26 protein-coding genes are annotated in these 25,365 nt (G+C 73.8%); 21 read left to right on the forward strand and 5 right to left on the reverse strand.

What is annotated here, in order from left to right; genetic code table 11:
* Positions 1 to 190 precede the first annotated feature (190 nt).
* The 3 genes from rplM (at position 191) to glmM (ending at position 2,834) form a co-directional block, all read left to right on the forward strand.
* The gene (rplM, locus tag CP969_RS23270) at positions 191 to 634 is read left to right on the forward strand and encodes a 50S ribosomal protein L13 (protein WP_004984483.1); all 444 of its coding nucleotides are present in this window, start codon (positions 191 to 193) and stop codon (positions 632 to 634) included.
* A 39-nt stretch (positions 635 to 673) separates the two neighbouring features.
* On the forward strand, positions 674 to 1,186 hold the full coding sequence (rpsI, locus tag CP969_RS23275; RefSeq protein WP_004984481.1) for a 30S ribosomal protein S9: 513 nt from the start codon (positions 674 to 676) through the stop codon (positions 1,184 to 1,186).
* Between the two features lie 289 nt (positions 1,187 to 1,475).
* Positions 1,476 to 2,834, forward strand: a complete 1,359-nt coding sequence (glmM, locus tag CP969_RS23280; protein ID WP_004984478.1) for a phosphoglucosamine mutase — start codon at positions 1,476 to 1,478, stop codon at positions 2,832 to 2,834.
* 400 nt (positions 2,835 to 3,234) lie between these two features.
* On the opposite strand, the gene CP969_RS23285 is transcribed toward glmM, so the two are convergent.
* A complete protein-coding gene (locus CP969_RS23285; RefSeq protein ID WP_004984475.1) occupies positions 3,235 to 4,182 on the reverse strand; it encodes a DUF389 domain-containing protein in 948 nt (315 codons plus the stop codon).
* 73 nt (positions 4,183 to 4,255) lie between these two features.
* Positions 4,256 to 5,224, reverse strand: coding sequence for a type I pantothenate kinase (gene coaA, locus CP969_RS23290; protein ID WP_039831520.1), 969 nt, complete (start codon positions 5,222 to 5,224; stop codon positions 4,256 to 4,258).
* Between the two features lie 275 nt (positions 5,225 to 5,499).
* On the opposite strand from coaA, the gene CP969_RS23295 reads away from it, so the two are divergent.
* The 7 genes from CP969_RS23295 (at position 5,500) to CP969_RS23320 (ending at position 11,015) form a co-directional block, all read left to right on the forward strand.
* The gene (locus CP969_RS23295) at positions 5,500 to 6,285 is read left to right on the forward strand and encodes a hypothetical protein (protein ID WP_016825003.1); all 786 of its coding nucleotides are present in this window, start codon (positions 5,500 to 5,502) and stop codon (positions 6,283 to 6,285) included.
* Between the two features lie 215 nt (positions 6,286 to 6,500).
* Complete coding sequence (gene glmS / locus CP969_RS23300) at positions 6,501 to 8,348, forward strand: glutamine--fructose-6-phosphate transaminase (isomerizing) (RefSeq protein WP_026084949.1); 1,848 nt, start codon at positions 6,501 to 6,503, stop codon at positions 8,346 to 8,348.
* A 155-nt stretch (positions 8,349 to 8,503) separates the two neighbouring features.
* A complete protein-coding gene (locus CP969_RS23305) occupies positions 8,504 to 9,031 on the forward strand; it encodes a DUF3515 family protein (RefSeq protein WP_223887096.1) in 528 nt (175 codons plus the stop codon).
* A gap of 132 nt (positions 9,032 to 9,163) precedes the next feature.
* On the forward strand, positions 9,164 to 9,334 hold the full coding sequence (locus tag CP969_RS23310) for a hypothetical protein (protein ID WP_016825000.1): 171 nt from the start codon (positions 9,164 to 9,166) through the stop codon (positions 9,332 to 9,334).
* 193 nt (positions 9,335 to 9,527) lie between these two features.
* Entirely contained in the window at positions 9,528 to 9,899 is a 372-nt protein-coding gene (locus CP969_RS23315; protein ID WP_004984460.1) for a holo-ACP synthase, read from the forward strand.
* A gap of 28 nt (positions 9,900 to 9,927) precedes the next feature.
* Positions 9,928 to 10,062 carry a hypothetical protein gene (locus CP969_RS34280; protein WP_004984456.1) on the forward strand — a complete coding sequence of 45 codons (135 nt, stop codon included), beginning with the start codon at positions 9,928 to 9,930 and terminating at the stop codon, positions 10,060 to 10,062.
* A gap of 116 nt (positions 10,063 to 10,178) precedes the next feature.
* Positions 10,179 to 11,015 carry an RNA polymerase sigma factor SigF gene (locus tag CP969_RS23320; protein ID WP_016824999.1) on the forward strand — a complete coding sequence of 279 codons (837 nt, stop codon included), beginning with the start codon at positions 10,179 to 10,181 and terminating at the stop codon, positions 11,013 to 11,015.
* 60 nt (positions 11,016 to 11,075) lie between these two features.
* Here CP969_RS23320 and CP969_RS23325 read toward each other — a convergent pair whose 3' ends face one another.
* A complete protein-coding gene (locus CP969_RS23325) occupies positions 11,076 to 12,257 on the reverse strand; it encodes a hypothetical protein (protein ID WP_016824998.1) in 1,182 nt (393 codons plus the stop codon).
* A gap of 267 nt (positions 12,258 to 12,524) precedes the next feature.
* Here CP969_RS23325 and CP969_RS23330 point away from each other — a divergent pair, with 267 nt between their 5' ends.
* From CP969_RS23330 to CP969_RS23350, 5 genes are all read left to right on the forward strand, one after another.
* Positions 12,525 to 13,958 (forward strand): bifunctional ADP-dependent NAD(P)H-hydrate dehydratase/NAD(P)H-hydrate epimerase, encoded by a 1,434-nt coding sequence (locus tag CP969_RS23330; RefSeq protein WP_016824997.1) that lies wholly within the window; start codon positions 12,525 to 12,527, stop codon positions 13,956 to 13,958.
* Between the two features lie 267 nt (positions 13,959 to 14,225).
* Positions 14,226 to 15,398 (forward strand): alanine racemase, encoded by a 1,173-nt coding sequence (alr, locus tag CP969_RS23335; RefSeq protein WP_016824996.1) that lies wholly within the window; start codon positions 14,226 to 14,228, stop codon positions 15,396 to 15,398.
* A 209-nt stretch (positions 15,399 to 15,607) separates the two neighbouring features.
* Positions 15,608 to 16,861, forward strand: coding sequence for an alpha/beta fold hydrolase (locus tag CP969_RS23340; protein WP_004984439.1), 1,254 nt, complete (start codon positions 15,608 to 15,610; stop codon positions 16,859 to 16,861).
* Complete coding sequence (tsaE, locus tag CP969_RS23345) at positions 16,827 to 17,369, forward strand: tRNA (adenosine(37)-N6)-threonylcarbamoyltransferase complex ATPase subunit type 1 TsaE (protein WP_026084948.1); 543 nt, start codon at positions 16,827 to 16,829, stop codon at positions 17,367 to 17,369. Before CP969_RS23340 ends, tsaE begins: the two co-directional genes overlap by 35 nt.
* 188 nt (positions 17,370 to 17,557) lie before the next feature.
* Positions 17,558 to 17,752, forward strand: coding sequence for a hypothetical protein (locus CP969_RS23350; protein ID WP_016824994.1), 195 nt, complete (start codon positions 17,558 to 17,560; stop codon positions 17,750 to 17,752).
* Positions 17,753 to 17,811: 59 nt separating this feature from the next.
* Here CP969_RS23350 and CP969_RS23355 read toward each other — a convergent pair whose 3' ends face one another.
* Complete coding sequence (locus tag CP969_RS23355) at positions 17,812 to 18,369, reverse strand: L,D-transpeptidase (RefSeq protein WP_016824993.1); 558 nt, start codon at positions 18,367 to 18,369, stop codon at positions 17,812 to 17,814.
* Between the two features lie 110 nt (positions 18,370 to 18,479).
* Here CP969_RS23355 and tsaB point away from each other — a divergent pair, with 110 nt between their 5' ends.
* The 6 genes from tsaB (at position 18,480) to CP969_RS23385 (ending at position 23,896) form a co-directional block, all read left to right on the forward strand.
* Positions 18,480 to 19,133, forward strand: coding sequence for a tRNA (adenosine(37)-N6)-threonylcarbamoyltransferase complex dimerization subunit type 1 TsaB (gene tsaB, locus CP969_RS23360; protein WP_004984431.1), 654 nt, complete (start codon positions 18,480 to 18,482; stop codon positions 19,131 to 19,133).
* Positions 19,130 to 19,648, forward strand: a complete 519-nt coding sequence (rimI, locus tag CP969_RS23365) for a ribosomal protein S18-alanine N-acetyltransferase (protein WP_016824992.1) — start codon at positions 19,130 to 19,132, stop codon at positions 19,646 to 19,648. The genes tsaB and rimI overlap by 4 nt, the downstream gene beginning before the upstream one ends.
* Positions 19,649 to 19,690: 42 nt before the next feature.
* Entirely contained in the window at positions 19,691 to 20,788 is a 1,098-nt protein-coding gene (tsaD, locus tag CP969_RS23370) for a tRNA (adenosine(37)-N6)-threonylcarbamoyltransferase complex transferase subunit TsaD (protein ID WP_016824991.1), read from the forward strand.
* Positions 20,785 to 21,093: a hypothetical protein gene (locus tag CP969_RS23375; protein WP_016824990.1), complete on the forward strand. Its 309-nt coding sequence runs from the start codon at positions 20,785 to 20,787 to the stop codon at positions 21,091 to 21,093. Before tsaD ends, CP969_RS23375 begins: the two co-directional genes overlap by 4 nt.
* A 436-nt stretch (positions 21,094 to 21,529) precedes the next feature.
* Entirely contained in the window at positions 21,530 to 22,582 is a 1,053-nt protein-coding gene (locus tag CP969_RS23380; protein WP_004984422.1) for a LacI family DNA-binding transcriptional regulator, read from the forward strand.
* Positions 22,583 to 22,720: 138 nt separating this feature from the next.
* Positions 22,721 to 23,896 (forward strand): LCP family protein, encoded by a 1,176-nt coding sequence (locus tag CP969_RS23385; RefSeq protein WP_016824988.1) that lies wholly within the window; start codon positions 22,721 to 22,723, stop codon positions 23,894 to 23,896.
* A 256-nt stretch (positions 23,897 to 24,152) separates the two neighbouring features.
* On the opposite strand, the gene CP969_RS23390 is transcribed toward CP969_RS23385, so the two are convergent.
* On the reverse strand, positions 24,153 to 25,337 hold the full coding sequence (locus tag CP969_RS23390; protein ID WP_016824987.1) for a THUMP-like domain-containing protein: 1,185 nt from the start codon (positions 25,335 to 25,337) through the stop codon (positions 24,153 to 24,155).
* Positions 25,338 to 25,365: the final 28 nt, after the last annotated feature.

Here is a 25,365-nt window from a genome sequence, read left to right on the forward strand (position 1 = left end):
GGTATCCTGCCTGTTCGTTATGTGTATTGGCTTGCTCATTCTCACGTGAGGGGCCCTTACACCGGTCCACCGGGCCGATGACCAGCGACCAGCACGCGGTTTGCGTCACCGCGGTGCGGTCAGGGCTGTCGTGATCGTCTTCGGTGACCTTGTCAGGACCTATTCACTGAAGAAGCGAAGGCTACGAACCGTGCGTACGTACAGCCCCAAGCCCGGCGATGTGACGCGCCAGTGGCACGTCATCGACGCTCAGGACGTCGTCCTGGGTCGTCTGGCCTCCACTGCGGCCTCCATCCTGCGCGGCAAGCACAAGCCCATCTACGCCCCGCATGTCGACACCGGTGACTTCGTCATCATCATCAACGCCGACAAGGTGCACCTCTCCGGCAACAAGCGGACCCAGAAGATGGCGTACCGCCACTCGGGTTACCCGGGTGGTCTCCGCTCCGTCCGGTACGACGAGCTGCTCGAGAAGAGCCCCGAGAAGGCCATCGAGAAGGCCGTCAAGGGCATGCTCCCCAAGAACACCCTGGGCCGTCAGATGCTCTCGAAGCTGAAGGTCTACTCGGGCGACCAGCACCCGCACGCCGCCCAGCAGCCGGTGCCGTTCGAGATCACCCAGGTCGCGCAGTAAGTCCGGCCACCCCCTAAGCGAAGAGAACTGAGGAGAATCGTGGCCGAGACCACTGCCGAGCAGCCGCTCGAAGAGCTTGACATCGACAGCTACACCACCGAGTCCGAGGTCCCCGTCGAGGGCGAGTACACCTCGGAGTCCCTGGCCTCCCGCTTCGGCGAGCCGCAGCCGGCCGCCGGCCTGGGCCGCCGCAAGAACGCCATCGCCCGCGTCCGGATCGTCCCGGGCACCGGCAAGTGGAAGATCAACGGTCGCACCCTCGAGGACTACTTCCCGAACAAGGTGCACCAGCAGGAAGTCAACGAGCCCTTCAAGGTGCTCGAGCTCGAGGACCGTTACGACGTCATCGCCCGCATCGCGGGTGGCGGTGTCTCCGGTCAGGCCGGTGCGCTCCGTCTCGGTGTCGCCCGTGCGCTGAACGAGGCCGACGTCGACAACAACCGCGGCCCGCTGAAGAAGGCCGGCTTCCTGCGCCGCGACGACCGCGCGGTCGAGCGGAAGAAGGCCGGTCTGAAGAAGGCCCGCAAGGCCCCGCAGTACAGCAAGCGCTGATCACAGGGCGCTCGCGCGTACTCCGAACGCCCCGGCGGCACGCCACTGTGCCGCCGGGGCGTTCGTTTATTCAGGGTCCTGGGCGTATAACGGCACAAGGCGCTCGAAGGCTAATGTGATCGGGTGGTCGTGCTCTCCCGCGCGGAGACGCGGAGCCGCTCCCGCGTCGCGACCCTCGAACACATCACACGTTTCGTCAGCGGTACAACCGTCGACCGCGCGGACGGGCCCGACGCCTCGGCACGGTCTCGCCACGGCTCTCGACACTGACGTTTCCTCAGGAGGACAAGTGGGACGACTCTTCGGCACGGACGGCGTGCGCGGTGTCGCCAACGCGGACCTGACGGCGGAGATGGCGCTCGGCCTGTCCGTCGCCGCCGCGCACGTACTGGCCGAGGCGGGCACGTTCGAAGGGCACCGGCCCACCGCCGTGGTCGGGCGTGATCCCCGTGCGTCCGGGGAGTTCCTGGAGGCCGCCGTGGTCGCGGGCCTGGCGAGCGCGGGCGTGGACGTCCTGCGGGTCGGGGTCCTGCCGACGCCCGCGGTGGCGTACCTCACCGGAGCACTCGGCGCCGACCTCGGCGTGATGCTCTCCGCCAGCCACAACGCCATGCCGGACAACGGCATCAAGTTCTTCGCCCGCGGCGGCCACAAGCTCGCCGACGAGCTGGAGGACCGGATCGAGTCCGTGTACGAGGAGCACCGCACCGGTGCCCCCTGGGACCGCCCGACCGGTGCCGGCGTCGGCCGGGTGCGGGACCACGAGGAGGGGCTCGACCAGTACGTCGCCCACCTCGTCGGCGTCCTCCCGAACCGGCTGGACGGCCTGCGGATCGTCCTCGACGAGGCGCACGGCGCCGCCGCCAAAGTATCGCCGGAGGCGTTCGCGCGGGCCGGGGCCGAGGTCGTCACCATCGGCGCCGAACCCGACGGGCTCAACATCAACGACGGCTGCGGCTCGACCCACCTGGACCGTCTGAAGGCCGCCGTCGTCGAGCACGGGGCCGACTTCGGCATCGCGCACGACGGCGACGCCGACCGGTGCCTGGCCGTGGACCACACCGGCGAGGAGGTCGACGGGGACCAGATCCTCGCCGTGCTCGCGCTGGCCATGCGGGAGCGTTCCGCGCTGCGCTCGGACACCGTCGTCGCGACCGTGATGTCCAATCTGGGCTTCAAGCTCGCCATGGAGCGCGAGGGCATCCGGCTCGTGCAGACCGCGGTCGGCGACCGGTACGTGCTGGAGGAGATGAAGCAGAAGGACTACGCCCTCGGCGGCGAGCAGTCCGGCCACGTCATCGTCCTCGACCACGCCACGACGGGCGACGGCACGCTGACCGGCCTGCTGCTCGCGGCGCGGGTCGCCGAGACCGGGCGTCCGCTGCGGGAGCTGGCGTCGGTGATGGAGCGGCTGCCGCAGGTGCTCGTCAACGTGCCGGACGTGGACAAGTCCCGGGTGAAGACCTCCGCCGACCTCGCGACGGCCGTCACCGAGGCCGAGCGGGAACTGGGGGAGACCGGACGCGTCCTGCTCCGCCCCTCGGGCACGGAACCGCTGGTGCGGGTGATGGTGGAGGCCGCGGACCTCGACCAGGCCCGCACGGTGGCGGGGCGGCTGGCGGACGTGGTGAAGTCGGCGCTGGGATAACCGCCGAGGGCTCTGTACGACGAAGGGCCCGCACCTCTGTGGACAGGGGGCACGGGCCGTGCGGAATCCGGTGGGCCCTGTCCTCGGCGGCCCGGGCCGGCCGGACTCGACCGTGCGGCCCGGCCGGACTCGACCGTGCGGGCCGGTGGGGCGGCGGCCCCGGCGCGGCGAGGGACTGCGCGACGGCGGCCTGTGCCTGCGTGTGCCCGGCGTGCGCGGCGGCGACGGCCGTCCGCTGCTCGGCGGTCGGCTTCGACGCCTGCCCGGTCAGCACGACCGGGGGAGGCCGCCGAGCCGGTGCCGACGTACGGCGCGCCGGTCCGGACGGCGTCGTCGCCGGCTCGGCGACCCGAGCGGCGACAGGCCGGAGGGACCCGCGCCTGCCGGGCGCCGGCTCCGCTCAGCCCCCGGAGCGTTCGTGCAGACGCTCGTGCTGTCCGGCCCAGAAGTGTTTCTGGGCCAGCAGCGTGAGGGTGCCCGCGAGGGTGATGCCGAGCAGGTTGAGCAGCAGCTGACGGGTGGAGCCCCAGGTCTGGACGGCGTCCCCGTAGCTCAGCGCCACGGCGGCGTTCGCGGCCGCCGGGATCGTCGTCACCGAGATGGCGACGCCGACCAGGGCGCCGGACTTGGCGGAGGTCAGCGAGAGCGTGCCGGCCGCGCCCGCCAGGACCGCCACCACGAAGGAGAGCCAGTCGGGGGCGTAGACGAACCCGGTCTGCGGGCGGTCGGCCTCCAGCCGCCCCTCGGAGAACAGCCCGACCGCGTCCATGAAGAAGCTGAAGCCCACCGTCACCGCCATCGCCACCGCGAAGCCGGTGAGCAGGGCGACCACCGAACGCAGCGCGAGGCGGGGCCGTCGCCGCACGACCGCGGTGGAGACGCCGGCCAGCGGGCCGAACTCCGGACCCACCGCCATCGCGCCCACGATGAGGACCGCGTTGTCCAGCACCACGCCGCAGGCCGCGATCATGGTGGCCAGTGTGATGAACGCCAGGTAGGTGACGGACAGCGTCGACTCCTCGTGGGTCGCCTCGATCAGGCGCTCCCACAGCACCGCGTCCGCGCTCTCGCCCGGCGCCCGGGCCTCCGCCTCGTCGGCCCGCCGGGACAGCGACAGGTCGACGTTCTCCACGGCGATGGAGCCGGACGCGTCCAGCCCGATCCCCTTCAGCTCACCGAGGAGTTCGTCGCCCGCCTCCCGGGCCACGTCGCACAGCACGACGTCCCCGGCGGGATCGCGCGCGGCGCCCGGGAACACGCACAGGTGCGCGGTGCCGATCGTCCCCTCGATCAGCCGGACCACGTCGTCCGTCTTCTCGGCCGGCGTGATCAGGCGCAGGTGCAGCATGGCGGCAGCGTAGCCGTGCGGGGCCGGGCGGCGGCGGCCGCGGCGCGGCAGGCGGCCGGGCGGGGACCGGCGCTCAGAGCTTGCGCAGGCTGAGGCGCTGCACCTTGTGGTCCGGGCCCTTGCGCACGACGAGGGTGGCCCGGCCCCGGGTGGGGGCGATGTTCTCCACCAGGTTGGGCCGGTTGATGGTGCGCCACATCGTGCGGGCGTAGTCGAGGGCCTCCTCCTCGGAGACCTGGGTGTACCTGCGGAAGTACGAGGACGGGTCCTGGAAGGCGGTCTCGCGCAGCCGCTTGAAGCGGTTGAGGTACCAGCGCTCGATGTCCTCGGTGCGGGCGTCGACGTACACGCTGAAGTCGAAGTAGTCGGCGAGTCCCACGCGGGTGCGGCCGTCCTTGCCGGGCAGGGCGGGCTGGAGGACGTTGAGCCCCTCGACGATCAGGATGTCCGGCCGGCGCACGGTGAGCTTCTCGCCGGGGACGATGTCGTAGATGAGGTGGGAGTAGACGGGGGCGGTGACCTCGTCCTTGCCGGCCTTGATGTCGGCGACGAAACGGGTGAGCGCGCGGCGGTCGTACGACTCGGGGAAACCTTTCCGCGACATCAGGCCGCGGGCCTGGAGCTCTTCGGTGGGCAGCAGGAAGCCGTCCGTGGTCACCAGCTCCACGCGCGGGTGCTCCGGCCAGCGGGACAGCAGGGCGCGGAGCAGCCGGGCGACCGTGGACTTGCCGACGGCGACGCTGCCGGCGACCCCTATGACGAAGGGGGTGCCGGACTGGGAGCCCTGCTCGCCGAGGAAGGTGTTCAGCGCGCTCCGGAGCCCGTCGGTGGCGCCGACGTAGAGGTTGAGCAGCCGCGACAGCGGGAGGTAGATGTCCCGCACCTCGTCGAGGTCGATGACGTCGCCGAGACCGCGCAGCCGCTCCACCTCGTCGGCCGTGAGCGGCTGCGGCGTCTTGTCGCGCAGCGCGCTCCACTCGGCACGGGTGAGGTCGACGTAGGGAGTCGCCTCCGGCCGCTGCCGGTGGGCGCTCTGGGACATCGAGGAGACCGGTGAGATCACAGTCCATTGTTAACGGAGTTCGAACGGGATGGCGGGTGGGGTGGGTCACGCCCGTCCCGCGGCGGGGCCGGGTGCGCGAAGGGCCCGGCCGGCGCGGCCACCGGGCGAGATCACACAGGCGTCACGGTCGTATACCGGCTGATCACCTGATGATCACTTGTGTACGGGCTGTGCGTACAGTGCGCGCATAGCGTCGCGGAGTCCTCCGCGAAAGCGTCGCGGAGTCCTCCGCAGAACTGAAGAGAGAGCCCATCGTGAAGTCCACCGCCGTCCGCCGTACCGCGCTCGCCGCCTCCGCCGCCGCACTCGCCCTTCTCGCCACCGCCTGCGGCGGTTCCGGTGACGGGGACAAGAAGGACGAGGGCAAGGGCAAGGCCGACGCCTCCGCCTCGGCAGCGCCGGCGGCCGAGGCGCTCACCGCCGCCGAGCTGGAGAAGGCGGCGCTGGCCCAGGCGGACGTCAAGAGCGGCAAGGTCGCCACCAAGCTCGAGGCGACGGAAGACCTCACCAAGGACCAGGTGAAGCCGGACGACGAGGCCTGCCTCCCGCTGGTCCGCGCCCAGGCCGCGGTGGCGCAGGGCGAGCCCGCGGCGACCGTGAAGCGGTCGTGGACGGACGAGCCGAAGAAGCCCGCCGAGGACCTGCCCGTCGAGGAGGCCATGATGGCCTCCCTCGACGTGGACAAGATGCTGATCAACCTCGCCTCCTACGAGGACGGCGGGGCCGAGGAGGCGATGAAGGGCCTGACCACCGCCGCCGAGAAGTGCGCCGGCGGCTTCACGGCCACCGTGGCCGGCGAGAAGCTGGAGTTCGTCAAGGCCGCCACGACCGCCGCGCCCGAGGGGGGCGACGAGGGGAGCGCCGTCACCCTGACCATGGCCGTGGAGGAGGACGTGGAGGCGCCGAGCAAGATCGTCGTCGTCCGCAAGGGCGCCACCCTGGTGTCCTTCAGCGCCGTCAACCTCGCCTCCGTGGCCACCGGCGAGGACTTCGAGGTCCCCGCGGAGGTCGTCGACGCGCAGGTCGCCAAGCTCGGCTGACCCGGCCACCGGTCCGCGCCCGGCCGTCGGTACCGGCCGGCGGGGCGCGCGGTGGGCGGGTGCGGAGGGGCCCGGGTTTCCGCCCGGGCCCCTCCGCCGTTGCCGGGACCGGGGCCGCGGGACGCGTGCGGACGGGTTCGTACGACGGTGGGAATTTCCGATTTCGGGCAGGCGGAGGCCGTTTTCGGCGGCTGACGGACCGTAGGCTGCCGCACATGTGCGGAATCGTGGGATACGTGGGGTCGCAGTCGGCGCTGGACGTCGTGACGGCGGGCCTGAAGCGACTGGAGTACCGGGGATACGACTCGGCGGGTGTCGCCGTGCTGGCGGACGGCGGCCTGGCCACGGCCAAGCGGGCCGGGAAACTCGTCAACCTGGACAAGGAGTTGGCCGAACGCCCCCTGCCGACCGGTACGGTCGGCATCGGCCACACCCGCTGGGCCACCCACGGCGGCCCGACGGACGCCAACGCCCACCCGCACCTCGACAACGCGGGCCGGGTCGCCGTCGTCCACAACGGCATCATCGAGAACTTCGCCGCCCTGCGCGCCGAGTTGGCCGAGCGCGGACACGACCTCGTCTCCGAGACGGACACCGAGGTCGTCGCCCACCTGCTCGCCGAGGAGTTCTCCTCCTGCGCCGACCTCGCCGAGGCGATGCGGCTGGTGTGCCGGCGGCTGGAGGGCGCCTTCACCCTGGTCGCCGTGCACGCCGACGCGCCGGACGTCGTCGTCGGCGCGCGGCGCAACTCGCCGCTGGTGGTGGGGGTGGGGGAGGGCGAGGCCTTCCTCGCCTCGGACGTCGCCGCGTTCATCGCGCACACGCGGTCCGCGGTCGAACTGGGCCAGGACCAGGTGGTCGAACTGCGCCGGGACACGGTGACGGTGACCGGTTTCGACGGCAGTCCGGCCGACGTCCGCTCCTACCACGTCGACTGGGACGCCTCCGCCGCGGAGAAGGGCGGCTACGCCTCCTTCATGCTCAAGGAGATCGCCGAGCAGCCGAAGGCGGTCACGGACACCCTGCTCGGGCGCGTCGACGAGGCGGGTTCGCTGACGCTGGACGAGGTGCGGATCCCGGCGGGCGTCCTGCGCGAGGTCGACAAGATCGTCGTCGTCGCCTGCGGTACGGCCTTCCACGCCGGCCTGATCGCCAAGTACGCCATCGAGCACTGGACGCGGATCCCGTGCGAGGTGGAACTGGCGAGCGAGTTCCGCTACCGGGACCCGATCCTCGACCAGCAGACCCTGGTCATCGCCATCTCCCAGTCCGGCGAGACCATGGACACGCTGATGGCCCTGCGGCACGCCCGCGAGCAGGGCGCCAAGGTCCTCGCGATCTGCAACACCAACGGCTCGACGATCCCGCGCGAGTCCGACGCGGTGCTGTACACGCACGCCGGTCCGGAGGTCGCGGTCGCCTCGACCAAGGCGTTCCTGACGCAACTCGTCGCCTGCTACCTGGTCGCGCTGTACCTGGGGCAGGTGCGGGGCACCAAGTGGGGCGACGAGATCCGCGCGGTGGTGCGGGACCTGGCGTCGATCCCCGGGGCGGTGGAACGCGTCCTGGGGACGATGGAGCCGGTACGGGAGCTGGCACGCTCCCTCGCGGACAAGGACACGGTGCTGTTCCTCGGGCGGCACGTGGGCTACCCGGTGGCCCTCGAGGGCGCGCTCAAGCTCAAGGAACTCGCCTACATGCACGCGGAGGGCTTCGCCGCGGGCGAGCTGAAGCACGGGCCGATCGCCCTGATCGAGGACGACGTGCCGGTCGTCGTGGTCGCCCCGTCGCCCCGGGGGCGGTCCGTCCTCCACGACAAGATCGTCTCCAACATCCAGGAGATCCGGGCGCGCGGTGCCCGGACGATCGTCGTCGCGGAGGAGGGCGACGAGGCGGTCGCCCCGTACGCCGACCACCTGATCCGCGTCCCGGCCACGCCCACGCTGCTGCAGCCGTTGGTGACGACGGTGCCGTTGCAGGTGTTCGCCTGCGAGCTGGCGACGGCGCGGGGCAACGAGGTCGACCAGCCGCGCAACCTCGCCAAGTCGGTGACGGTGGAGTAGGTCCCCGGGACGCCGGCCGCCCTGTGGCGCCGGTCACTCGGGAGGGTCCGCGGAGGGGGCGTGCACGGGCCCGGGCCGGGGTGGTGAAGGATTGGGGTGCGCGAAGTCCGCGTCGTCCCGGTCCGTACCGGGCGCCCCTCACGGTCACGGTAGTCATGGATCACGATGAAGAAGTCGAAGAACCGCGTCGGCGGACCCTGCGCGGGGTTCTCACCCCGGCGCGGGTGGTGGTCGCCGTCGTCGCCGTCGCGGTGATCGCGACCGCCCTGCTGGTGGTCGACTCCCGCACGGTCGACTCCGCCCCTCGCGGTGGGGACGCGCGGTGCTCCGAAGTCGTCGACCGGCTTCCCGACGAGGTCGGCGCGCAGTCGCGCGACTGGGTCATCGGGGACGGTGTCGCCGCGTGGGGCGACCGTTCCCTGGTGCTCCGCTGCGGGGTCGGCGAACCGGAGCCCACCACCAGCCTCTGCCTCACGGCCGAGGGGGTCGACTGGGTCCTGGACGAACGGACCCTGAAGGCCGAGGGGGTGAGCGTGCTCACCACCTACGGGCGTTCCCCGGCGGTGGAGATCACCTATGACGGCCCGCGCGAGGACGTCGGCGGAATCCTCGTGGAGCTCAAGGAGGCCGTCGCCCGGATTCCCCAGGGGGCGAAGTGCATCGGGGCCGGCGACACCCTGTAGCGCACCGCTCTCCGGGGCTCCCGGCCACCGGGCGAACATGTGCGGATTCCCTCAAAAATGTGAAACGAACGTGGAGTTGAGGGGCGTGTGCGGAGGACACCGGGGCACTCGCAGGGCCGGAGGTTGATACAGATGGTTCCCCTTCTTCTGGTTCTGCTGCTGGCGCTGGTCCTGTTCGGCGCGGGTTTCGCGATGAAGGCCCTGTGGTGGGTCGCGGTCATCGTGCTCGCGGTGTGGCTGCTGGGCTTCCTCGTCCGTCCGGCGGGCACGGGCGGCCGACGGGGCCGCTGGTACCGCTGGTAGGACGGCGGAATGCGGGCGGAGGGCTCCGGCGGAACGGCCGGGGCCCTTCGCGCGTCGGCGGGAAGGACGCCCCGGGCACGGGTGGGAGGGCGGAGGACACCCCTCCCCCTGTCGGGTGCCGGTGCGCGGGGAACCGGCACCTCCCCCGGGCGCCCGACGCCTCACCGGGGCACGGGCTCGTAAGGTGCTGCGCATGAGCATCATCGGAGTCGGGATCGACGTGGCCGAGATCGAGCGGTTCGCGGCGTCGCTGGAGCGGACGCCCGGGCTGGCCCGGCGGCTCTTCGTGGAGGGCGAGCTGCTGCTGCCCAGCGGGGAGCGGCGGGGTGTCGCCTCGCTGGCCGCGCGGTTCGCCGCCAAGGAGGCGCTGGCCAAGGCGCTCGGGGCGCCCAGCGGCCTGTACTGGACCGACGCCGAGGTGTGGTGCGAGGACAGCGGGCAGCCGCGGTTGCGGGTCAAGGGGACGGTCGCGGCCCGGGCCGCCGAGCTGGGCGTGCGGTCCTGGCACGTGTCGCTCAGCCACGACGCCGGGGTGGCGTCGGCGGTCGTCATCGCGGAAGGGTGAGAAGCGAGGCGCCGGACACGGAACGGAAGTGGGTGAGGTGATGGTGTCCTTCCCGGGAGTGGGGATCGACCTGCCGGTCTGGGGCGAGGCGTTCCTCGTCGTCGCCGCCGTGCTCACCGTGGTCTTCGCCTTCGTACGGCTGCTGCGCAACCGGCGCCGATGACGGCACTCGGACAAGTCGGCGGACCGGTGGGCGTGCTTTGCTCCGACCGGGGTAAGCGGGGGAAACCGGTGCCCGAGCGGGGCCGACCGAACAGGAGGCGAACAGTGACGTCGACGATGGCGGGGACCGACCGAGCTCAGACCGTGGGCGAGCTGCCGGAGGTCGTGGATCCCGGCCAGGTCGCCCCGAAGGACGCCCGTGAGCTGTCCCGGCTGTTCTTCCGGCAGCTGGCGGTGCTGGAGGAGGGCACGCCCGAGTACCAGTACGCGCGCAACACGCTGATCGAGATGAACATGTCCCTGGTCCGCTTCGCGGCCGGCCGGTTCCGCAGCCGCGGGCCGGAGGAGATGGAGGACATCGTCCAGGTCGGCATGATCGGGCTGATCAAGGCCATCGACCGGTTCGAGCTGTCCCGCGAGGTGGAGTTCACCTCCTTCGCGATCCCCTACATCGTCGGCGAGATGAAGCGGTTCTTCCGCGACACCTCCTGGTCGGTGCACGTGCCGCGCCGGCTGCAGGAGGCCCGGGTGCAGCTGGCCCGGGCCACCGAGGAGCTGCGCACCCGGCTGGGCCGCACCCCCACCACCCGGGAGCTCGCCCAGCTGATGAGCCTGACCGAGGAGGAGGTCAACGAGGCGCGGATCGCCGCCAACGGCTACAACTCCGCCTCGCTGGACGCCGCCATCGGCAGTGAGCCGGACGGCGAGAGCGTGCTGGCGGACTTCATCGGCTCCGAGGACGCCGCCCTGGAGCTGGTCGAGGACTTCCACGCCCTGGCCCCGATGATCGCCGAGCTCGACGAGCGCGAACGCAAGATCATCCACTGGCGGTTCGTCGAGGAACTGACGCAGGCGGAGATCGGCGAACGCCTGGGCTGCTCCCAGATGCACGTCTCGCGCCTGATCTCCCGCATCCTGAAGCGGCTGCGCGCCGGCCTGCTCACCACGGGCTGAGACGACGGACGTCCCCGCGCGGGGTGCGGCACCTGGTGCCGCACCCCGCGCGGCGTCGTGCTAGCAGATCGACTGACTGCTGTTCACCAGGCGGTTGTTGCGGAACGTCGTGTTCTCGCCGCAGGGGCTCTCCCGGATCGACGAGTTCGTCACCGTGAGGTTCTGGACGGTGATGTCCCGGTTGTTCGGGAACTCCGAGCGGGCCGCCAGGCGGATCTCGCCGCCGCCCGTGACCGTGCCGCTCTGGGCGGCGAGGTTCACGTTGTAGCAGTTCTCGATCAGGACCGCGTTGTTGCCGGTGTTCGAGAGCGTCACCCGGTCGATCGTCGCGCCGCCGCTCTCGGAGACGCAGAACACGCCGCGTCCGCCGCCGCGCGCGACGACCTCGCCGACGCGGATGTTGGTGGCGTAGGAACTGCCGATCCGCCCGTTGCGGTTGGCCATGCGGAAGGCGGCGTAACCGGTGCCGGTGCCCGCGTTCTCCGCGTCGACCCTGGAGACCGTGGCGTTGACGGTCTGGTTCAGCAGCAGTCCCGACTCGCCCACGTTGCGGGCGGTCACCGTGCCGACGGTGAGGCCGTCGACGCCGTACGTCTCCACGGCGTGGCTGGAGGCGCCGGAGACGTAGACGTCGTCGATGCGGACGTTGCGCGTCCACTGGCTGGTGTCGCCGCGGTTGTCGATGCGGACCCCGAGGCCGGAGGACAGGCGCATGTCGATCCGGCCGAGGACCACGTTCTGCACGTTGCGCAGGAAGACGCCGTACAGCGGGGTGCCGGTGACGTTCAGGTTCTGGACCTCGATGTCCCGGGTGCCGCGGGAGTAGACCGGGGCCTGGTCGCCGGAGCCGCTGCCGGTGACGTCGATGGTGCCGCAGACGTCGAGCACGGTGTAGCTGGGCAGCGAGATGCGCGAACCGGCGGAGATCGAGCCCGAGCCGCGGACCACCACCCGCTCCTTGCCGGTGCGGCCGGAGGTCAGGCTGTTGATCGCCGCCTGGACGGCCGCGCGCATGTCGGTGCCGGTGTACACGGTGCTGCCACCGCGCCGGGCGGTCCAGGTGCTGCCGCTCTGCACGGCTTCGGCCTGGTAGGAGCCGTCACCGCAGGCGGCGGCCCGGGCGGGGGCCGGGGCGGCGGTGTCCGCGCCGGTGGCGGCGGTGGCGGGGGCCGTCATGGTGCCGGCCGCGGTGAGGAGCGCGGTGGCGCCGGCTGCGGCGAGGAGTGCGGCTCTGCGTCCCATGGGTCCTCTGCTTCCGTCGTCGAACCGATTCGACTGAATCGATTCATCCTGTGGGGGGCGGAGAGTTTGGCAAGGGCGTGCCAGGGGCGTCAATGGCCGCGACGGCTCGCGACCGGCCGCCTGCCCGACCGCGAGCCCGGCCGCGAGCCCGGCCGCAAGACCGGCCGCAAGCCTGACCGGTCGGCTCGCGGTCGGCTCCGGCGTACGGGAGACGACCGGCTTCGGCGGTACGGGAGTTGAGCGGCCGTCTGCGGGAGACTCGGACGCATGCGGACTGCGTACGGCGTGAAGACGGTCAGGGCGGCGGAACGGGAACTGATGGCACGGCTGCCGGAGGGGGCGCTGATGCAACGCGCCGCCGCCGGGCTCGCCGCGGCCTGTGCGGAACTGCTCGGGCGGGTGTACGGCAGCCGGGTCGTCCTGCTCGTCGGCAGCGGGGACAACGGCGGTGACGCCCTGTACGCCGGCGCCCGGCTGGCCCGGCGCGGCGCGGGGGTGAGCGCGGTGCTGCTCGCACCGGAGCGCGCCCACGCCGCCGGGCTCGCGGCGCTGCGCCGGGCAGGCGGACGGGCGGTGGACACGGGGGCGGCCGAGGAGCTGATCGAGCGGGCCGATCTCGTCGTCGACGGCATCGTCGGGATCGGCGGCACGGGCGGGCTGCGGCCGGAGGCGGCACCGCTGGCCGAGGCCGCCGCACGGGCGCGGGCCGCGGTGGTCGCGGTGGACCTGCCGAGCGGGGTCGACGCCGACACCGGAGAGGTGCGGGGGGCGGCGGTCCGGGCCGATCTCACGGTGACGTTCGGGACGCACAAGCCGGGCCTGCTGGTCGATCCGGCGCGGGAGCACGCGGGGTCGGTGCGGCTGGTCGGCCTCGGCCTCGACCTGCCGGCGGAGCCCGAGCTGGAGGCGTTGCAGCACGCGGACGTGGCCCGGCTGCTGCCGGTGCCGGCCGCCGAGAGCGACAAGTACCGGCGGGGCGTCGTCGGCATCGCGGCCGGGTCCGACCGCTATCCGGGGGCCGCGGTGCTCGCGGTGGCGGGGGCGCTGCGCGGCGGCGCGGGGGCCGTGCGGTACGTCGGTCCCGCCGGGCGGGCCGTGATCGCCCGCTTCCCCGAGACGCTGGTGTCGGACCGGGGACCGAAGCACGCGGGGCGGGTGCAGGCCTGGGTGGTGGGGCCGGGGGCCGGGGACGACGCGGCGACCGTCGCGGAGGTGCTGGCGGCGGACGTGCCGGTGCTGATCGACGCGGACGGGCTGCGGCTGGCCGAGCGGTCGGCGGTACGGGCACGCCGGGCGCCGACCCTGATGACCCCGCACGCCGGGGAGGCCGCCGCGCTGCTCGGCGTCGAACGGGGCGAGGTGGAGGGCGGCCGGCTGTCCGCGGTGCGGGAGCTGGCGGCGCGGTACGGGGCGACCGTGCTGCTCAAGGGCTCGACGACCCTGGTCGCCGACGCGGGCGGCGGGCCCGTACGGGTGAACCCGACCGGGACGTCCTGGCTGGCCACGGCGGGGAGCGGGGACGTGCTGTCGGGCCTCGCGGGGTCGCTGCTGGCGGCGGGCCTGTCGGCGGTGGACGCGGGGAGCGCGGCGGCGTACCTGCACGGCCTGGCGGGCCGCTTCGCGGCGGACGGGGCGCCGGTGGGGGCGCACGACGTGGCGGAGGAGATCGCGGCGGCCTGGCGGGACGTCGTGCGGGGGTGAGGAGGGGGCCCGGCGGAAGGGGCCCCGAGGCGCCGTGAGGGCCGGGGGAGTGCGCCGTGGTCCTCGGCCGGTGTTCCGGTGGGCGGGACGCGCCGGCCCGTTGTGGTGCGTTGTCCGAGGTCGGGGCGGTGCGGGGGGCCTGGGGCCCGGTCCCGGTCCGGCGCGTGCCGCTCCGTGTCCCCGCCCCGCCGGGCGCACGGGACGCGGCCGCCGGAGCGCCCCCCCGGTGGGCCGGGGGCGTCGCACCGCTCTGCGACACTGGGCGGAATGAACGAGACAGTTGCCCAGCGGACCGCTCCCCTGCGGGCCCGTGCCGAGATCGACCTGGCCGCCGTCCGGGCCAATGTGCGCACCCTGCGCAAGCGCGCGCCCGGCGCCGCTCTCATGGCCGTGGTCAAGGCCGACGGATACGGGCACGGCGCGGTCGCGTGCGCACGGGCGGCTGTCGAGGCCGGGGCGACCTGGCTGGGCACGGCCACGCCGCAGGAGGCGCTCGCGCTGCGCGCGCCCGGCGCCGGGGTGCCCGCCGACGTGCGGATCATGTGCTGGCTGTGGACGCCCGGCGGACCGTGGCGGGAGGCGATCGAGGCCGACCTCGACGTGTCCGTCGGCGGGATGTGGGCGCTGGAGGAGGTCCGGCAGGCCGCCCGCCTCGCGGGACGGGCCGCGCGGGTGCAGCTCAAGGCCGACACCGGGCTCGGGCGCGGCGGCTGCCAGCCCGGCGACTGGGCGGAGCTGGTCGCCGGGGCACTGCGCGCCGAGGCCGAGGGGCTGCTGCGCGTCACCGGCCTGTGGTCCCACTTCGCCTGCGCCGACGAGCCGGGGCACCCCTCCATCGCCGCCCAGCTCGCCCGCTTCCGGGAGATGGTGGCGTACGCCGAGGGGCAGGGGGTGCGCCCCGAGGTGCGGCACATCGCCAACTCGCCCGCCACCCTCACCCTCCCCGAGACCCACTTCGACCTCGTCCGCCCCGGCATCGCGCTGTACGGCGTCTCGCCCAGCCCCGAGATCGGCACCCCGGCCGACCTCGGACTGCGCCCGGCGATGACCCTGTCGGCCTCCCTGGCCCTGGTGAAGCACGTCCCGGGCGGCCACGGCATCAGCTACGGCCACCACTACGTCACCCCGGGGGCGACCACCCTGGGCCTCGTCCCCCTCGGCTACGCGGACGGCGTCCCGCGCCACGCCTCCTCCACCGGCCCCGTCCTGGTCGAGGGCAAGTGGCGCACGGTCGCGGGGCGGGTCGCGATGGACCAGTTCGTCGTCGACCTGGGCGGGGACGAGCCGGAACCGGGCGCCGAGGTGGTCCTCTTCGGACCCGGCGATCGCGGCGAGCCCACCGCCGAGGACTGGGCGCAGGCCGCGGGCACCATCGCGTACGAGATCGTCACCCGGATCGGGGGCCGCGTGCCGCGCGTCCATGTGAATGCGGCGACGTGAGCCCGCCGGCGTGGACCGGTCACCCGTCGGCACCGGCGGGAACCGGTCGGCGTGAGCCCGCCGGCGCGCACGCGCCCACGGGAAAGCCCAGGTGAGAACCCGGGTGAGAATCCGGGTGAAAGCCTGGGTGAAAGAGGAACAGGTCGGGTGACCCGCGCAGGGGCGCGGGCGTGCGCCCCGGCCGGCGGCCCGGCGAGGAGGAGCGGTACGTGAGCGAGAGCAGTACGGAGGTCGTCACGACCGCGGCCACGACGGCCGCCGCCTCCGCCGGGGCGTTCGGGGGCTGGCGCCGGGCGACCGGCATCGCCGGTGCGGCGATAGGCGTGATCGCCACCGGAGCGGCCGCCGGCGTGGCGATAGAGCGGATGACGGTCGGCCGGGGCATGCGCCGCAAGGCCCGGCTCGTCCTCGACTCCGCGGGACCGTACGGCGCGCTGCGCGGCACGCCCGGCAAGGCGTACGCCGACGACGGCACCGAGCTGTACTACGAGGTCGACGACCCCGACCCGGACCCCGACGCCACCACGCCCGCGCGTCGCCGCCGGCTGTTCGGCCGCAGGCCCCCGGCGCCGGTCACCGTCGTCTTCAGCCACGGCTACTGCCTCAACCAGGACTCCTGGCACTTCCAGCGGGCCGCGCTGCGGGGCGTGGTGCGGACCGTGCACTGGGACCAGCGCAGCCACGGCCGCTCGGGGCGGGGCGCGGCCCAGACGGAGCGGGGCGAGCCGGTCACCATCGAGCAGCTGGGGCGGGACCTGAAGGCCGTCCTCGACGCGGCGGCGCCCGAGGGGCCGATCGTGCTGGTCGGGCACTCCATGGGCGGGATGACCGTGATGGCCTTCGCCGACCTGTACCCCGAGCTGGTCCGCGAGCGGGTCGTCGCCGTGGCCCTGGTGGGCACGTCGTCGGGGCGGCTCGGCGAGGTCAACTTCGGACTGCCGGTGGCCGGGGTCAACGCGGTGCGGCGGGTGCTGCCGGGGGTGCTGAAGGCGCTCGGGCAGCGGGCCGAGCTGGTGGAGAGGGGGCGCCGGGCCACCGCGGACCTGTTCGCCGGGATCATCAAGCGGTACTCGTTCGCCTCCCGGGACGTGGACCCGGCCGTCGCCCGGTTCGCCGAGCGGATGATCGAGAGCACCCCGATCGACGTGGTCGCCGAGTACTACCCGGCGTTCAACGACCACGACAAGACCGAGGCCCTCGCCCACTTCGCCGGCCTGCCGGTGCTGGTGCTGGCCGGGGTGCAGGACCTGGTGACGCCCAGCGAGCACAGCGAGGCGATCGCCGATCTGCTGCCGGACGCGGAGCTGGTGCTGGTGCCGGACGCCGGGCACCTGGTGATCCTGGAACACCCGGAAGCGGTCACCGACCGCCTGGCCGACCTGCTCGTCCGCGCGGGCGCGGTGCCGGCAGGCACTACCGTGAACGGTTATGGAAGCACCAGCGACACCGCACGGCCCGGCTGAGCCGCAGCCGTCCCGGCAGCCCGTGAACGCCGTCGAGCTGACCGTCACCTCGCCCGAGCAGATGCGCGAGCTCGGCCGCCGGCTCGCCGAGCTGCTGCGCGCGGGCGACCTCGTGATGCTCTCGGGCGAGCTCGGCGCGGGCAAGACGACCCTGACCCGGGGGCTCGGCGAGGGGCTCGGCGTCCGGGGGGCGGTCACCTCCCCGACGTTCGTGATCGCCCGGGTGCACCCGTCCCTGGGCGACGGCCCGCCGCTGGTCCACGTCGACGCCTACCGGCTGTCCGGCGGGCTCGACGAGATGGAGGACCTCGACCTCGACGTCTCGCTGCCCGAGTCGGTGATCGTCGTGGAGTGGGGCGAGGGCAAGGTGGAGGAGCTGACCGAGGACCGCCTCCAGCTCGTCATCCACCGTGCGGTCGGCGACACCACGGACGAGGTGCGGCACGTCACGCTCACCGGACTGGGCGAGCGCTGGAAGGGCACCGACCTGGGCGTGCTGTCGTTCTGACGCGTACGCCGAGGCACACACGCGCGTCCGGGACCGCTCCCGGACCGCTCGGGGGCCCGGCACGGGTGAACATTCCGACAAGACGTCGGCAAAATGTTGCATTCGGTGTCCCGGGCGTGGTCACATGGTATCCAGCTCGTAGTTAGGTGTACCTAACTACGCCCGCCCCCGATCCCCAGGAGGCGCCCATGTCGGCCGACCGGAGCACCCGCCGGCCCGCGGGGCAGGAGCAGCCGCAGTCGCTTTCCGGGGTGCCGGTGCGCGATCTGCTGGCCGCCTGCGCCGCGGCCGCCGCGATCTCCACCCCGCCCCGTGCCCCCGAGCCCCGGTACGCCGAGCCGGCGGAGGGCCGCGACCACCACGACCACCGCGAGGCCGCGTAGTCGGCCCGGGTCGCCCGGGCCGACCCCGGCGGTCACGGCGGTCACGACGGTCGCGGCGGTCAGGGGATGACGACGATCTTGCGGCCGATCGTCGCGAACCCCCACATCGCCGCGCCGTCGGCACGGCTCTGGCGGACGCCGCCCGTCCGCTTCTTCGGGTCGAGGACCGGGGGCGAGCCGTCGACCGCCGCGCTGAAGCCGATCGTCGTGCCGTCGACGGAGGCGAAGCGGACGACGTGTTCGACCGGGACGCCGTCCGACCCGGTGACGCGCTTGGAGCGGGACGTGACCCGGTAGGCGCCCGGCGCGGGGTCCACCGTGCCGGGGCTGACCCGGAAGGTGCGCCTGACCCCGCCGTCGCCCCCGACCAGCCACACCCGGTCGTCGTCGAGGGAGTACACGACCCGGGTGCCCTCGCCGGACCGGCCGGGCAGGGCCGTGGGGTGGTCCTTGTCCCGCGGCGCCTTGAGGGCGGCAGGCGCGTCGCCGGCGCTCGGGCGGTGCAGCTCGGCCGGGACGTTCGCCGCCGCCCGGTGGCCGAGGAAGCCGACCGTCGCGAGGGCCGCCGCGGTCAGCCCCGCCACGATCGCCGAGCTGGTGCCTGTCACCGTCGCCACCTCTGTCCTGATCTGTCCCGTCCTGTGCGCATGTGGACGCGACCGTAGCAGCAAGCGACCGGTCGGCCGGCACGGCCGTGGCCGGGGCGCGGGAGCCGTAGGCTGTTTGCGTGCTCTTGCTCGCTCTGGATACCGCCACCCCCGCCGTCACCGTCGCGCTGCACGACGGCCGCGACGTCATCGCCTCGTCGAGCCAGGTGGACGCCCGCCGCCACGGCGAGCTGCTGCTGCCGGCGATCGACCGGGTGCTCGCCGAGGCCGGTCTGAAGCTGGACGCCGTCACCGGGATCGTCGTCGGCACCGGTCCGGGCCCGTACACCGGGCTGCGCGTCGGCCTGATGACCGCGGACACCTTCGGGCTCGCGCTCGGCGTCCCCGTGCACGGCGTGTGCACGCTGGACGGTCTCGCCTACGCGGCCGACCTGGCGGACCCCTTCGTCGTGGCGACCGACGCCCGCCGCAAGGAGGTCTACTGGGCGCGTTACGCCGACTCCCGCACCCGCCTCACCGACCCGGCCGTCGACCGGCCCGCCGACATCGCGGCGCAGGTCGAGGGCCTGCCCGCGGTCGGCGCGGGCGCGCTGCTGTACCCCGGCACCTTCCCCCGGGCGCACGAGCCCGAGCACGTGTCGGCCGCCGCCCTGGCCCGGCTGGCCGCTGAGAGGCTCGCGGCGGGCGAGGAACTGCCCGCGCCCCGGCCGCTGTACCTGCGCCGGCCCGACGCCCAGGTCCCCAAGAACTACAAGGTGGTCACCCCCAAGTGACCGGACCCGAGACTGCCGTGCTGCGCGAGATGCGCTGGTGGGACATCGAAGCCGTGCTGGCGCTGGAACGGGAGCTGTTCCCCGACGACGCCTGGTCGCGCGGGATGTTCTGGTCCGAGCTGGCCCATGCGCGCGGGCCCGGGGCGACCCGGCACTACGTCGTCGCCCGGGAGGACGACCGGATCGTCGGGTACGCGGGCCTCGCCGTCTCCGGGACGGCGTCCGACGACGGCTCCGACGCCCCGGTGGCCGACGTCCAGACCATCGCCGTCGCCCGCGACCACTGGGGCACCGGCCTCGGCTCGCGGCTGCTGACCGACCTGCTGCGGGCGGCGACCTCCTTCGAGTGCGGCGAGGTCCTGCTGGAGTGCCGGATCGACAACGTCCGCGCCCAGAAGCTCTACGAGCGCTTCGGCTTCGAGACCATCGGGGTCAGGCGCGGCTACTACCAGCCGGGGAACGTGGACGCCCTGGTGATGCGGCTGACCGACCCGTCCGCCCCCACGACCCCGTGAACCCCCCGAATCCCGTGAACGGCGTACAAGGAACCGAGACCCATGGCTGACGAACCCCTGGTGCTGGGGATCGAGACCTCCTGCGACGAGACCGGCGTCGGCATCGTCCGCGGCACCACCCTGCTGGCGGACGCCGTCGCCTCCAGCGTCGACGAGCACGCCCGCTTCGGCGGCGTCGTCCCGGAGGTCGCCTCCCGGGCGCACCTGGAGGCGATGGTGCCGACGATCGACCGTGCGCTGCGGGAGGCGGGGGTGAGCGCGCGCGACCTGGACGGCATCGCCGTCACCGCCGGTCCCGGCCTCGCCGGCGCGCTGCTGGTCGGCGTCTCGGCGGCCAAGGCGTACGCCTACGCCCTCGGCAAGCCCCTGTACGGCGTCAACCACCTCGCCTCGCACATCTGCGTCGACCAGCTGGAGCACGGGGCGCTTCCGGAGCCGACGATGGCGCTGCTGGTGTCCGGCGGGCACTCCTCGCTGCTGCTGTCCTCGGACATCACCTCCGACGTCCGCCCGATGGGCGCCACCATCGACGACGCGGCCGGCGAGGCCTTCGACAAGATCGCCCGCGTGCTGAACCTCGGCTTCCCCGGCGGCCCGGTCATCGACCGGTACGCGAAGGAGGGCGACCCGGCCGCGATCGCCTTCCCGCGCGGTCTGACCGGGCCGCGCGACCCGGCGTACGACTTCTCCTTCTCCGGTCTGAAGACGGCCGTGGCCCGCTGGATCGAGGCGAAGCGGGCGGCGGGGGAGGAGGTGCCGGTGCGCGACGTGGCGGCCTCCTTCCAGGAGGCGGTCGTCGACGTGCTCACCCGCAAGGCCGTGCGCGCCTGCCGGGACGAGGGCGTCGACCACCTGATGATCGGCGGCGGTGTGGCCGCCAACTCCCGGCTGCGGTTCCTCGCCCAGGAGCGCTGCGAGGCGGCCGGCATCCGGCTGCGCGTGCCGCGGCCCAAGCTGTGCACGGACAACGGCGCGATGGTGGCGGCGCTGGGCGCGGAGATGGTCGCCCGGAACCGCCCGGCCTCCGGCTGGGACCTGTCGGCGGACTCCTCGCTGCCGGTGACGGACCCGCACGTGCCCGGCGGCGCCCCCGCGCACGACCACGTGCACGAGGTGAGCGGGGAGAACCTGTACCCGTGACGGTCGCGCTGATGTGGGAGGCCCGGGCCGCGGAAGGCCGGGGCGAGGAGCTGCTGGCCTGGGCGCGGGCGCAGGAACTCGCCGGTGAGCCGCTGCGCCGGGAGACCTTCCGCGCCCCGGGGGACCGGGTCCTGGTCATCACCTGGTGGGACGCCCCGTACGACGCGGAGCTCCCCGAACTGCCGGAGCCGGCCGGGGAGCTGGTCACCCGGGCGGTGCACCGGTGGCGGTTCGAGTCGGTGGCGGCGGAACAGGGCCCCATGCGGAACGCGGAACAGGGCCCCAGGCGGAGCAAGGCCCCGTAAGGCCCACCGCGGGGCGGGTCCGGTCGCCCTGCCGCGCGGGCCCCGGAGGGGAGGGCGCGGGCGTCCACCGTCCGGACGGCGGACGCCCACCTCCGCCGCGGCGGTCGTGCCGCGGGCGGGGTCGAGCGGTGTTCCGCCGGGGCGGAGAAGGCGCACCCGCGGTGCCGCTCGACCGCCTTCCGCACCGACGGCGGTGCGGACCCTCGCGCCGGATCGGGAGCAGGAGGAGGCGGCTCCGGTGGCCGAGGGGGGCCCGATCTCCCGCCGGGTCGCCGCACCGGAGCGGGCGGGCCGGAAGGGACGGCACCGCCCGTCGTTCCGCACCGGCCGCACGGGCCGGACGGCCGCATGTTTCGACGTACTCGCCGAATGTTCCGGGAATTCATGGCGCCCGGAACTCTTCGTCGAGGGGGTTCGCAGAGATACGATCGCCGCCATGACTTCCCCGCAGCCCGCTGAAACCAGGACGCGAGGGCGCGGCACGCAGACCGCCACCCTCGCCGAAATCGCCCGCGAGGCCGGCGTCTCCGCGCCGACTGTTTCGAAGGTGCTGAACGGGCGTGCCGACGTCGCCCCCGCCACCCGCAGCCGGGTGGAGGAACTGCTGCGCTCCCACGGCTACCGGCGCCGCCGCGCCGAGGCGTCCCGCTCGCCCCTGATCGACCTGGTCTTCCACGAGCTGGAGAGCGCCTGGGCGATGGAGGTCATCCGGGGTGTGGAGAACGTGGCCCGGGACGCGGGCCTCAGCGTCGTGCTCTCCGAGAGCGCGGGGCGGCTCACGCCGGGGCGCACCTGGGCCGACCAGGTCGCCGCGCGCCGCCCGCACGGCGTCATCCTCGTCCTGTCCGGCCTCGACGAGTCCGGGCGGGCGCTGCTGACCAGCCGCTCCATCCCGTTCGTGGTGATGGACCCGGCCGGGGACCCGGGCACCGACGTGCCCTCCATCGGCGCGACCAACTGGCAGGGCGGGCTCGCCGCCACCCGGCACCTGATCGATCTGGGCCACACCAGGATCGGGGCGATCAGCGGGCCCTCGCGGATGATGTGCAGCCGTGCCCGCATCGACGGCTACCGCGCCGCCCTGGAGACCGCCGGACTCCCGGTGGACCCCGGTCTGATCGTGACGGGCGACTTCCACCACGAGGCCGGCTACCGGCAGGGCCTCGCCCTGCTGCGCCGGGAGGACCGGCCCACCGCCGTCTTCGCCGGCAACGACCTCCAGGCCCTCGGGCTGTACGAGGCCGCGCGCGAGCTGGGGCTGCGGATCCCCGAGGACCTGAGCGTGGTCGGGTTCGACGACCTGCCGGTGGCCCGCTGGGTGGGGCCGCCGCTGACGACCGTGCGGCAGCCGCTGACGGAGATGGCGGAGGCGGCGGCCAAGCTGGTCCTCGACCTCGGCCGGGGCGAGGACCCGGTGGCGGCGACCCGGGTGGAGCTGGCGACGAGCCTGGTGGTGCGCAGCAGCACGGGAGCGCCGGCGGGGACGTGAGCCCGCCCGGCGGGGCCGGTCACGGAGAGCCGAAACTTTCGGGGAAGCCCGGGGAGGGGCGCGCCCGGGGCTCCCCGAAGTCTGAGAATTTCCCGAGAAAACCGCTCCGGGGGTCGTTGCCCGCAATAATTCGGACTTATGTTCCTGCTCGTGACGGGACATCAGGGGAGCGGCGGAACCGGTGACGACGGGGCCGGTGACGGGGACGGATCGGAAAGCGCGTCCGGGGACATCCTCGAGGACGCGTCCGGGGGCGCGGACATACCGGCGGACGTATCGACGCACGCGCGGGCGGCCCGGCGGGTGCGGGGGCGGGTGCTGAAGGCCACCGGACTCGTGCTGGCGGGCGCACTCGTCCTGGGGGCCGGAGCGGCGGGCTGGGCGTACTGGCGGCTGAACGACAACATACGGAGCGTCGACATCAACAGCGCCCTGGGCGACGACCGCCCCGCCAAGGCCCCGGACACCCCGTCCTCGGACGCCTCCGCCCCGGCCCCGACCCTGCCGGCCGGGCCCCTGAACATCCTGGTCCTCGGCTCGGACTCGCGCGGTGGCGCGGAGAACCGGGAACTCGGTGGCGGCGACGGCACCGGCGCCCGCGCCGACACCGCCATGGTCGTCCACCTCGACGCCGGCCGGACCGGTGCGACGGTGGTCAGCATCCCCCGCGACACCCTCGTCGACCGGCCCGCGTGCCCGCTGCCGGACGGGGGAGCGACCCGGCCGGTGCGGGGCGCGATGTTCAACAGCGCGTACGCGGTGGGTGGGCCGGTGTGCGCGGTGAAGACCGTGGAGTCGCTCACGGAGGTCCGCATGGACCACTACGTCGAGATCGACTTCGCCGGCTTCCGGGACCTGGTCGACGCGCTCGGCGGGGTCACCGTCACCACGGACGAGGACATCGACGACGAGCGGAGCCGTCTGCGGCTGGAGGCGGGCACCCACCACCTCGACGGCACGGACGCCCTGGCACTGGCCCGCACCCGGTACGGCGTCGGCGACGGCAGCGACTTGGGCCGCATAGGGCTCCAGCACCGGCTGGTGAAGGCCCTGCTGGAGCGGATCGCGGAGCAGGACCTGCTGACCGACCCGGTGAAGCTGTACGAGGCGGCCGACGCGCTCACCGGCGGCCTCACGACCGACACGGGGCTGGACTCGCTGAGCGAACTGGTGGGATTCGGCCGGAGCCTGAAGGACCTGACGCCGGCCGGCGTCAGGACGCTCACCCTGCCGGTGCGGCCGGCGCCGTGGGACGGCAACCGGGTGGTGCCGGACGAGCCGGAGGCGGGGGAGCTGTGGGCGTCGCTGAGGTGATCCCCCGAAGGGCGCCCCGACCCGCGTGAGGGCGCGGTCCGGAAGGGCCTGCGAGGAAGACCCGAGGAAGCCCGAGGAAAACCCGAGGAAACCGGAGGAGGGCGTCGGTTCCGCGGGCCGTTCACCGGGTCCGAGGAGGTCATCGGCGGCTACGCCCCGGGGAGGGCTGGGCGGAGCCCCCGGCAGGTGCTCCCCCGTCCGGCCGACCGGCACCGGCCGCGGCGGGTTGCGCGCCGCCGTTCCGCCTCCGCGGGCCTCACCGCACCGGATGCCCGAGCAGCATCGTCGGGGCGCCGTCGACGCGGGTCAGGAACACCGTGACCGACCCGGTGCCGTGCGGCTTGGGCAGGACCTTGCGCCGCAGCTCCTCCGGTTCCACCGCCGAGCCGCGCTTCTTGACGGTCAGGGTGCCGACCTGCCGCTCCCGCAGCAGCGCCTTCAGCTTCTTGACGTTGAAGGGGAGACGGTCGGTGATCTCGTAGGCGGTGGCGTACGGCGTCGGACGGTGCTCGTCCGCGGTGACGTACGCGATGGTCGCGTCGATCAGCCCGCCGCCGAGGTCCTGCGCGACCTCGGCGACGAGGTGCGCGCGGATGACGGCGCCGTCGGGCTCGTACAGGTACCGGCCGGGCGGCCGGACCGCGGGGTCGGGCAGGCCGCGGGAGAGCAGGGTGCGGGGGCCGGGCAGCAGGGTCGCCCGGACCGCTCCCGGACCGGTCGCCTCCCCGGTGCCGAACCACAGCACCGCCTCCTTCACGTCCCCGCCGTCCGAGATCCACTCGGCCTCCGCGTCCTCGGGCACGGCCTCGTGCGGGATGCCGGGCGCGACCTTGAGCGCGGCGGCGCGGGAGGCCGCGCGGGCCGCCCCGACCGCCCAGGACAGCGGGGGCGAGTACGCCTCGGGGTCGAAGATGCGGCCCCGGCCGCCGCGCCGGGCCGGGTCGACGAAGACGGCGTCGCAGGCGGCCGTGTCCACCTCCGTCACGTCCGCCTCCCGCACCTCGATCAGGTCCGCGAGCCCCAGCGCTTCGGCGTTGGCCCGGGCCACCGCCGCGGTGAGCGGATCCCGGTCCACCGCCAGCACCCGGATGCCGGCGCGGGCCAGGGCGATCGCGTCCCCGCCGATCCCGCAGCACAGGTCGGCCACGGACGTCACGCCCCGTTCCCCGAACCGCCGCGCCCGGTACGCGGCCACGCTCGCCCGGGTCGACTGCTCCACCCCGTTCGGCGTGAAGAACATCCGCCGGGCGTCCTCGGCCCCGAACTTCGCCACCGCCCGCTGCCGCAGCCGCGCCTGGCCGAGCGCCGCCGACACCAGCTCGGCGGGGTGCTCGCGGCGCAGCCGGGTGGCGACGGCGAGTTCGTGCGCGGGATCGGTGTCGCGCACCTCGTCGAGGAGGGCGCGGCCTTCGGGGGTGAGGAGCGGGGCGAGGTCGTTCACCGGCTCATTGTGAGCCAGTCGGTGGACC

Source organism: Streptomyces viridosporus T7A (assembly GCF_008704515.1).
GTDB classification, from domain to species: Bacteria; Actinomycetota; Actinomycetes; order Streptomycetales; family Streptomycetaceae; genus Streptomyces; species Streptomyces viridosporus.

What these genes read in the sequence shown, in the direction of transcription:
- CP969_RS23320 (WP_016824999.1), top strand. Translation starts at nt 10,179, where the DNA reads ATGGCGGGGACCGACCGAGCTCAGACCGTGGGCGAGCTGCCGGAGGTC.
- glmS (WP_026084949.1), top strand. Translation starts at nt 6,501, where the DNA reads ATGTGCGGAATCGTGGGATACGTGGGGTCGCAGTCGGCGCTGGACGTC.
- CP969_RS23315 (WP_004984460.1), top strand. Translation starts at nt 9,528, where the DNA reads ATGAGCATCATCGGAGTCGGGATCGACGTGGCCGAGATCGAGCGGTTC.
- CP969_RS23305 (WP_223887096.1), top strand. Translation starts at nt 8,504, where the DNA reads ATGGATCACGATGAAGAAGTCGAAGAACCGCGTCGGCGGACCCTGCGC.
- CP969_RS23325 (WP_016824998.1), bottom strand. Translation starts at nt 12,257, where the DNA reads ATGGGACGCAGAGCCGCACTCCTCGCCGCAGCCGGCGCCACCGCGCTC.
- CP969_RS23380 (WP_004984422.1), top strand. Translation starts at nt 21,530, where the DNA reads ATGACTTCCCCGCAGCCCGCTGAAACCAGGACGCGAGGGCGCGGCACG.
- CP969_RS23310 (WP_016825000.1), top strand. Translation starts at nt 9,164, where the DNA reads ATGGTTCCCCTTCTTCTGGTTCTGCTGCTGGCGCTGGTCCTGTTCGGC.
- CP969_RS23330 (WP_016824997.1), top strand. Translation starts at nt 12,525, where the DNA reads ATGCGGACTGCGTACGGCGTGAAGACGGTCAGGGCGGCGGAACGGGAA.
- coaA (WP_039831520.1), bottom strand. Translation starts at nt 5,224, where the DNA reads ATGTCCCAGAGCGCCCACCGGCAGCGGCCGGAGGCGACTCCCTACGTC.
- tsaD (WP_016824991.1), top strand. Translation starts at nt 19,691, where the DNA reads ATGGCTGACGAACCCCTGGTGCTGGGGATCGAGACCTCCTGCGACGAG.
- CP969_RS23385 (WP_016824988.1), top strand. Translation starts at nt 22,721, where the DNA reads ATGTTCCTGCTCGTGACGGGACATCAGGGGAGCGGCGGAACCGGTGAC.
- CP969_RS23350 (WP_016824994.1), top strand. Translation starts at nt 17,558, where the DNA reads ATGTCGGCCGACCGGAGCACCCGCCGGCCCGCGGGGCAGGAGCAGCCG.
- tsaE (WP_026084948.1), top strand. Translation starts at nt 16,827, where the DNA reads ATGGAAGCACCAGCGACACCGCACGGCCCGGCTGAGCCGCAGCCGTCC.
- alr (WP_016824996.1), top strand. Translation starts at nt 14,226, where the DNA reads ATGAACGAGACAGTTGCCCAGCGGACCGCTCCCCTGCGGGCCCGTGCC.
- CP969_RS23285 (WP_004984475.1), bottom strand. Translation starts at nt 4,182, where the DNA reads ATGCTGCACCTGCGCCTGATCACGCCGGCCGAGAAGACGGACGACGTG.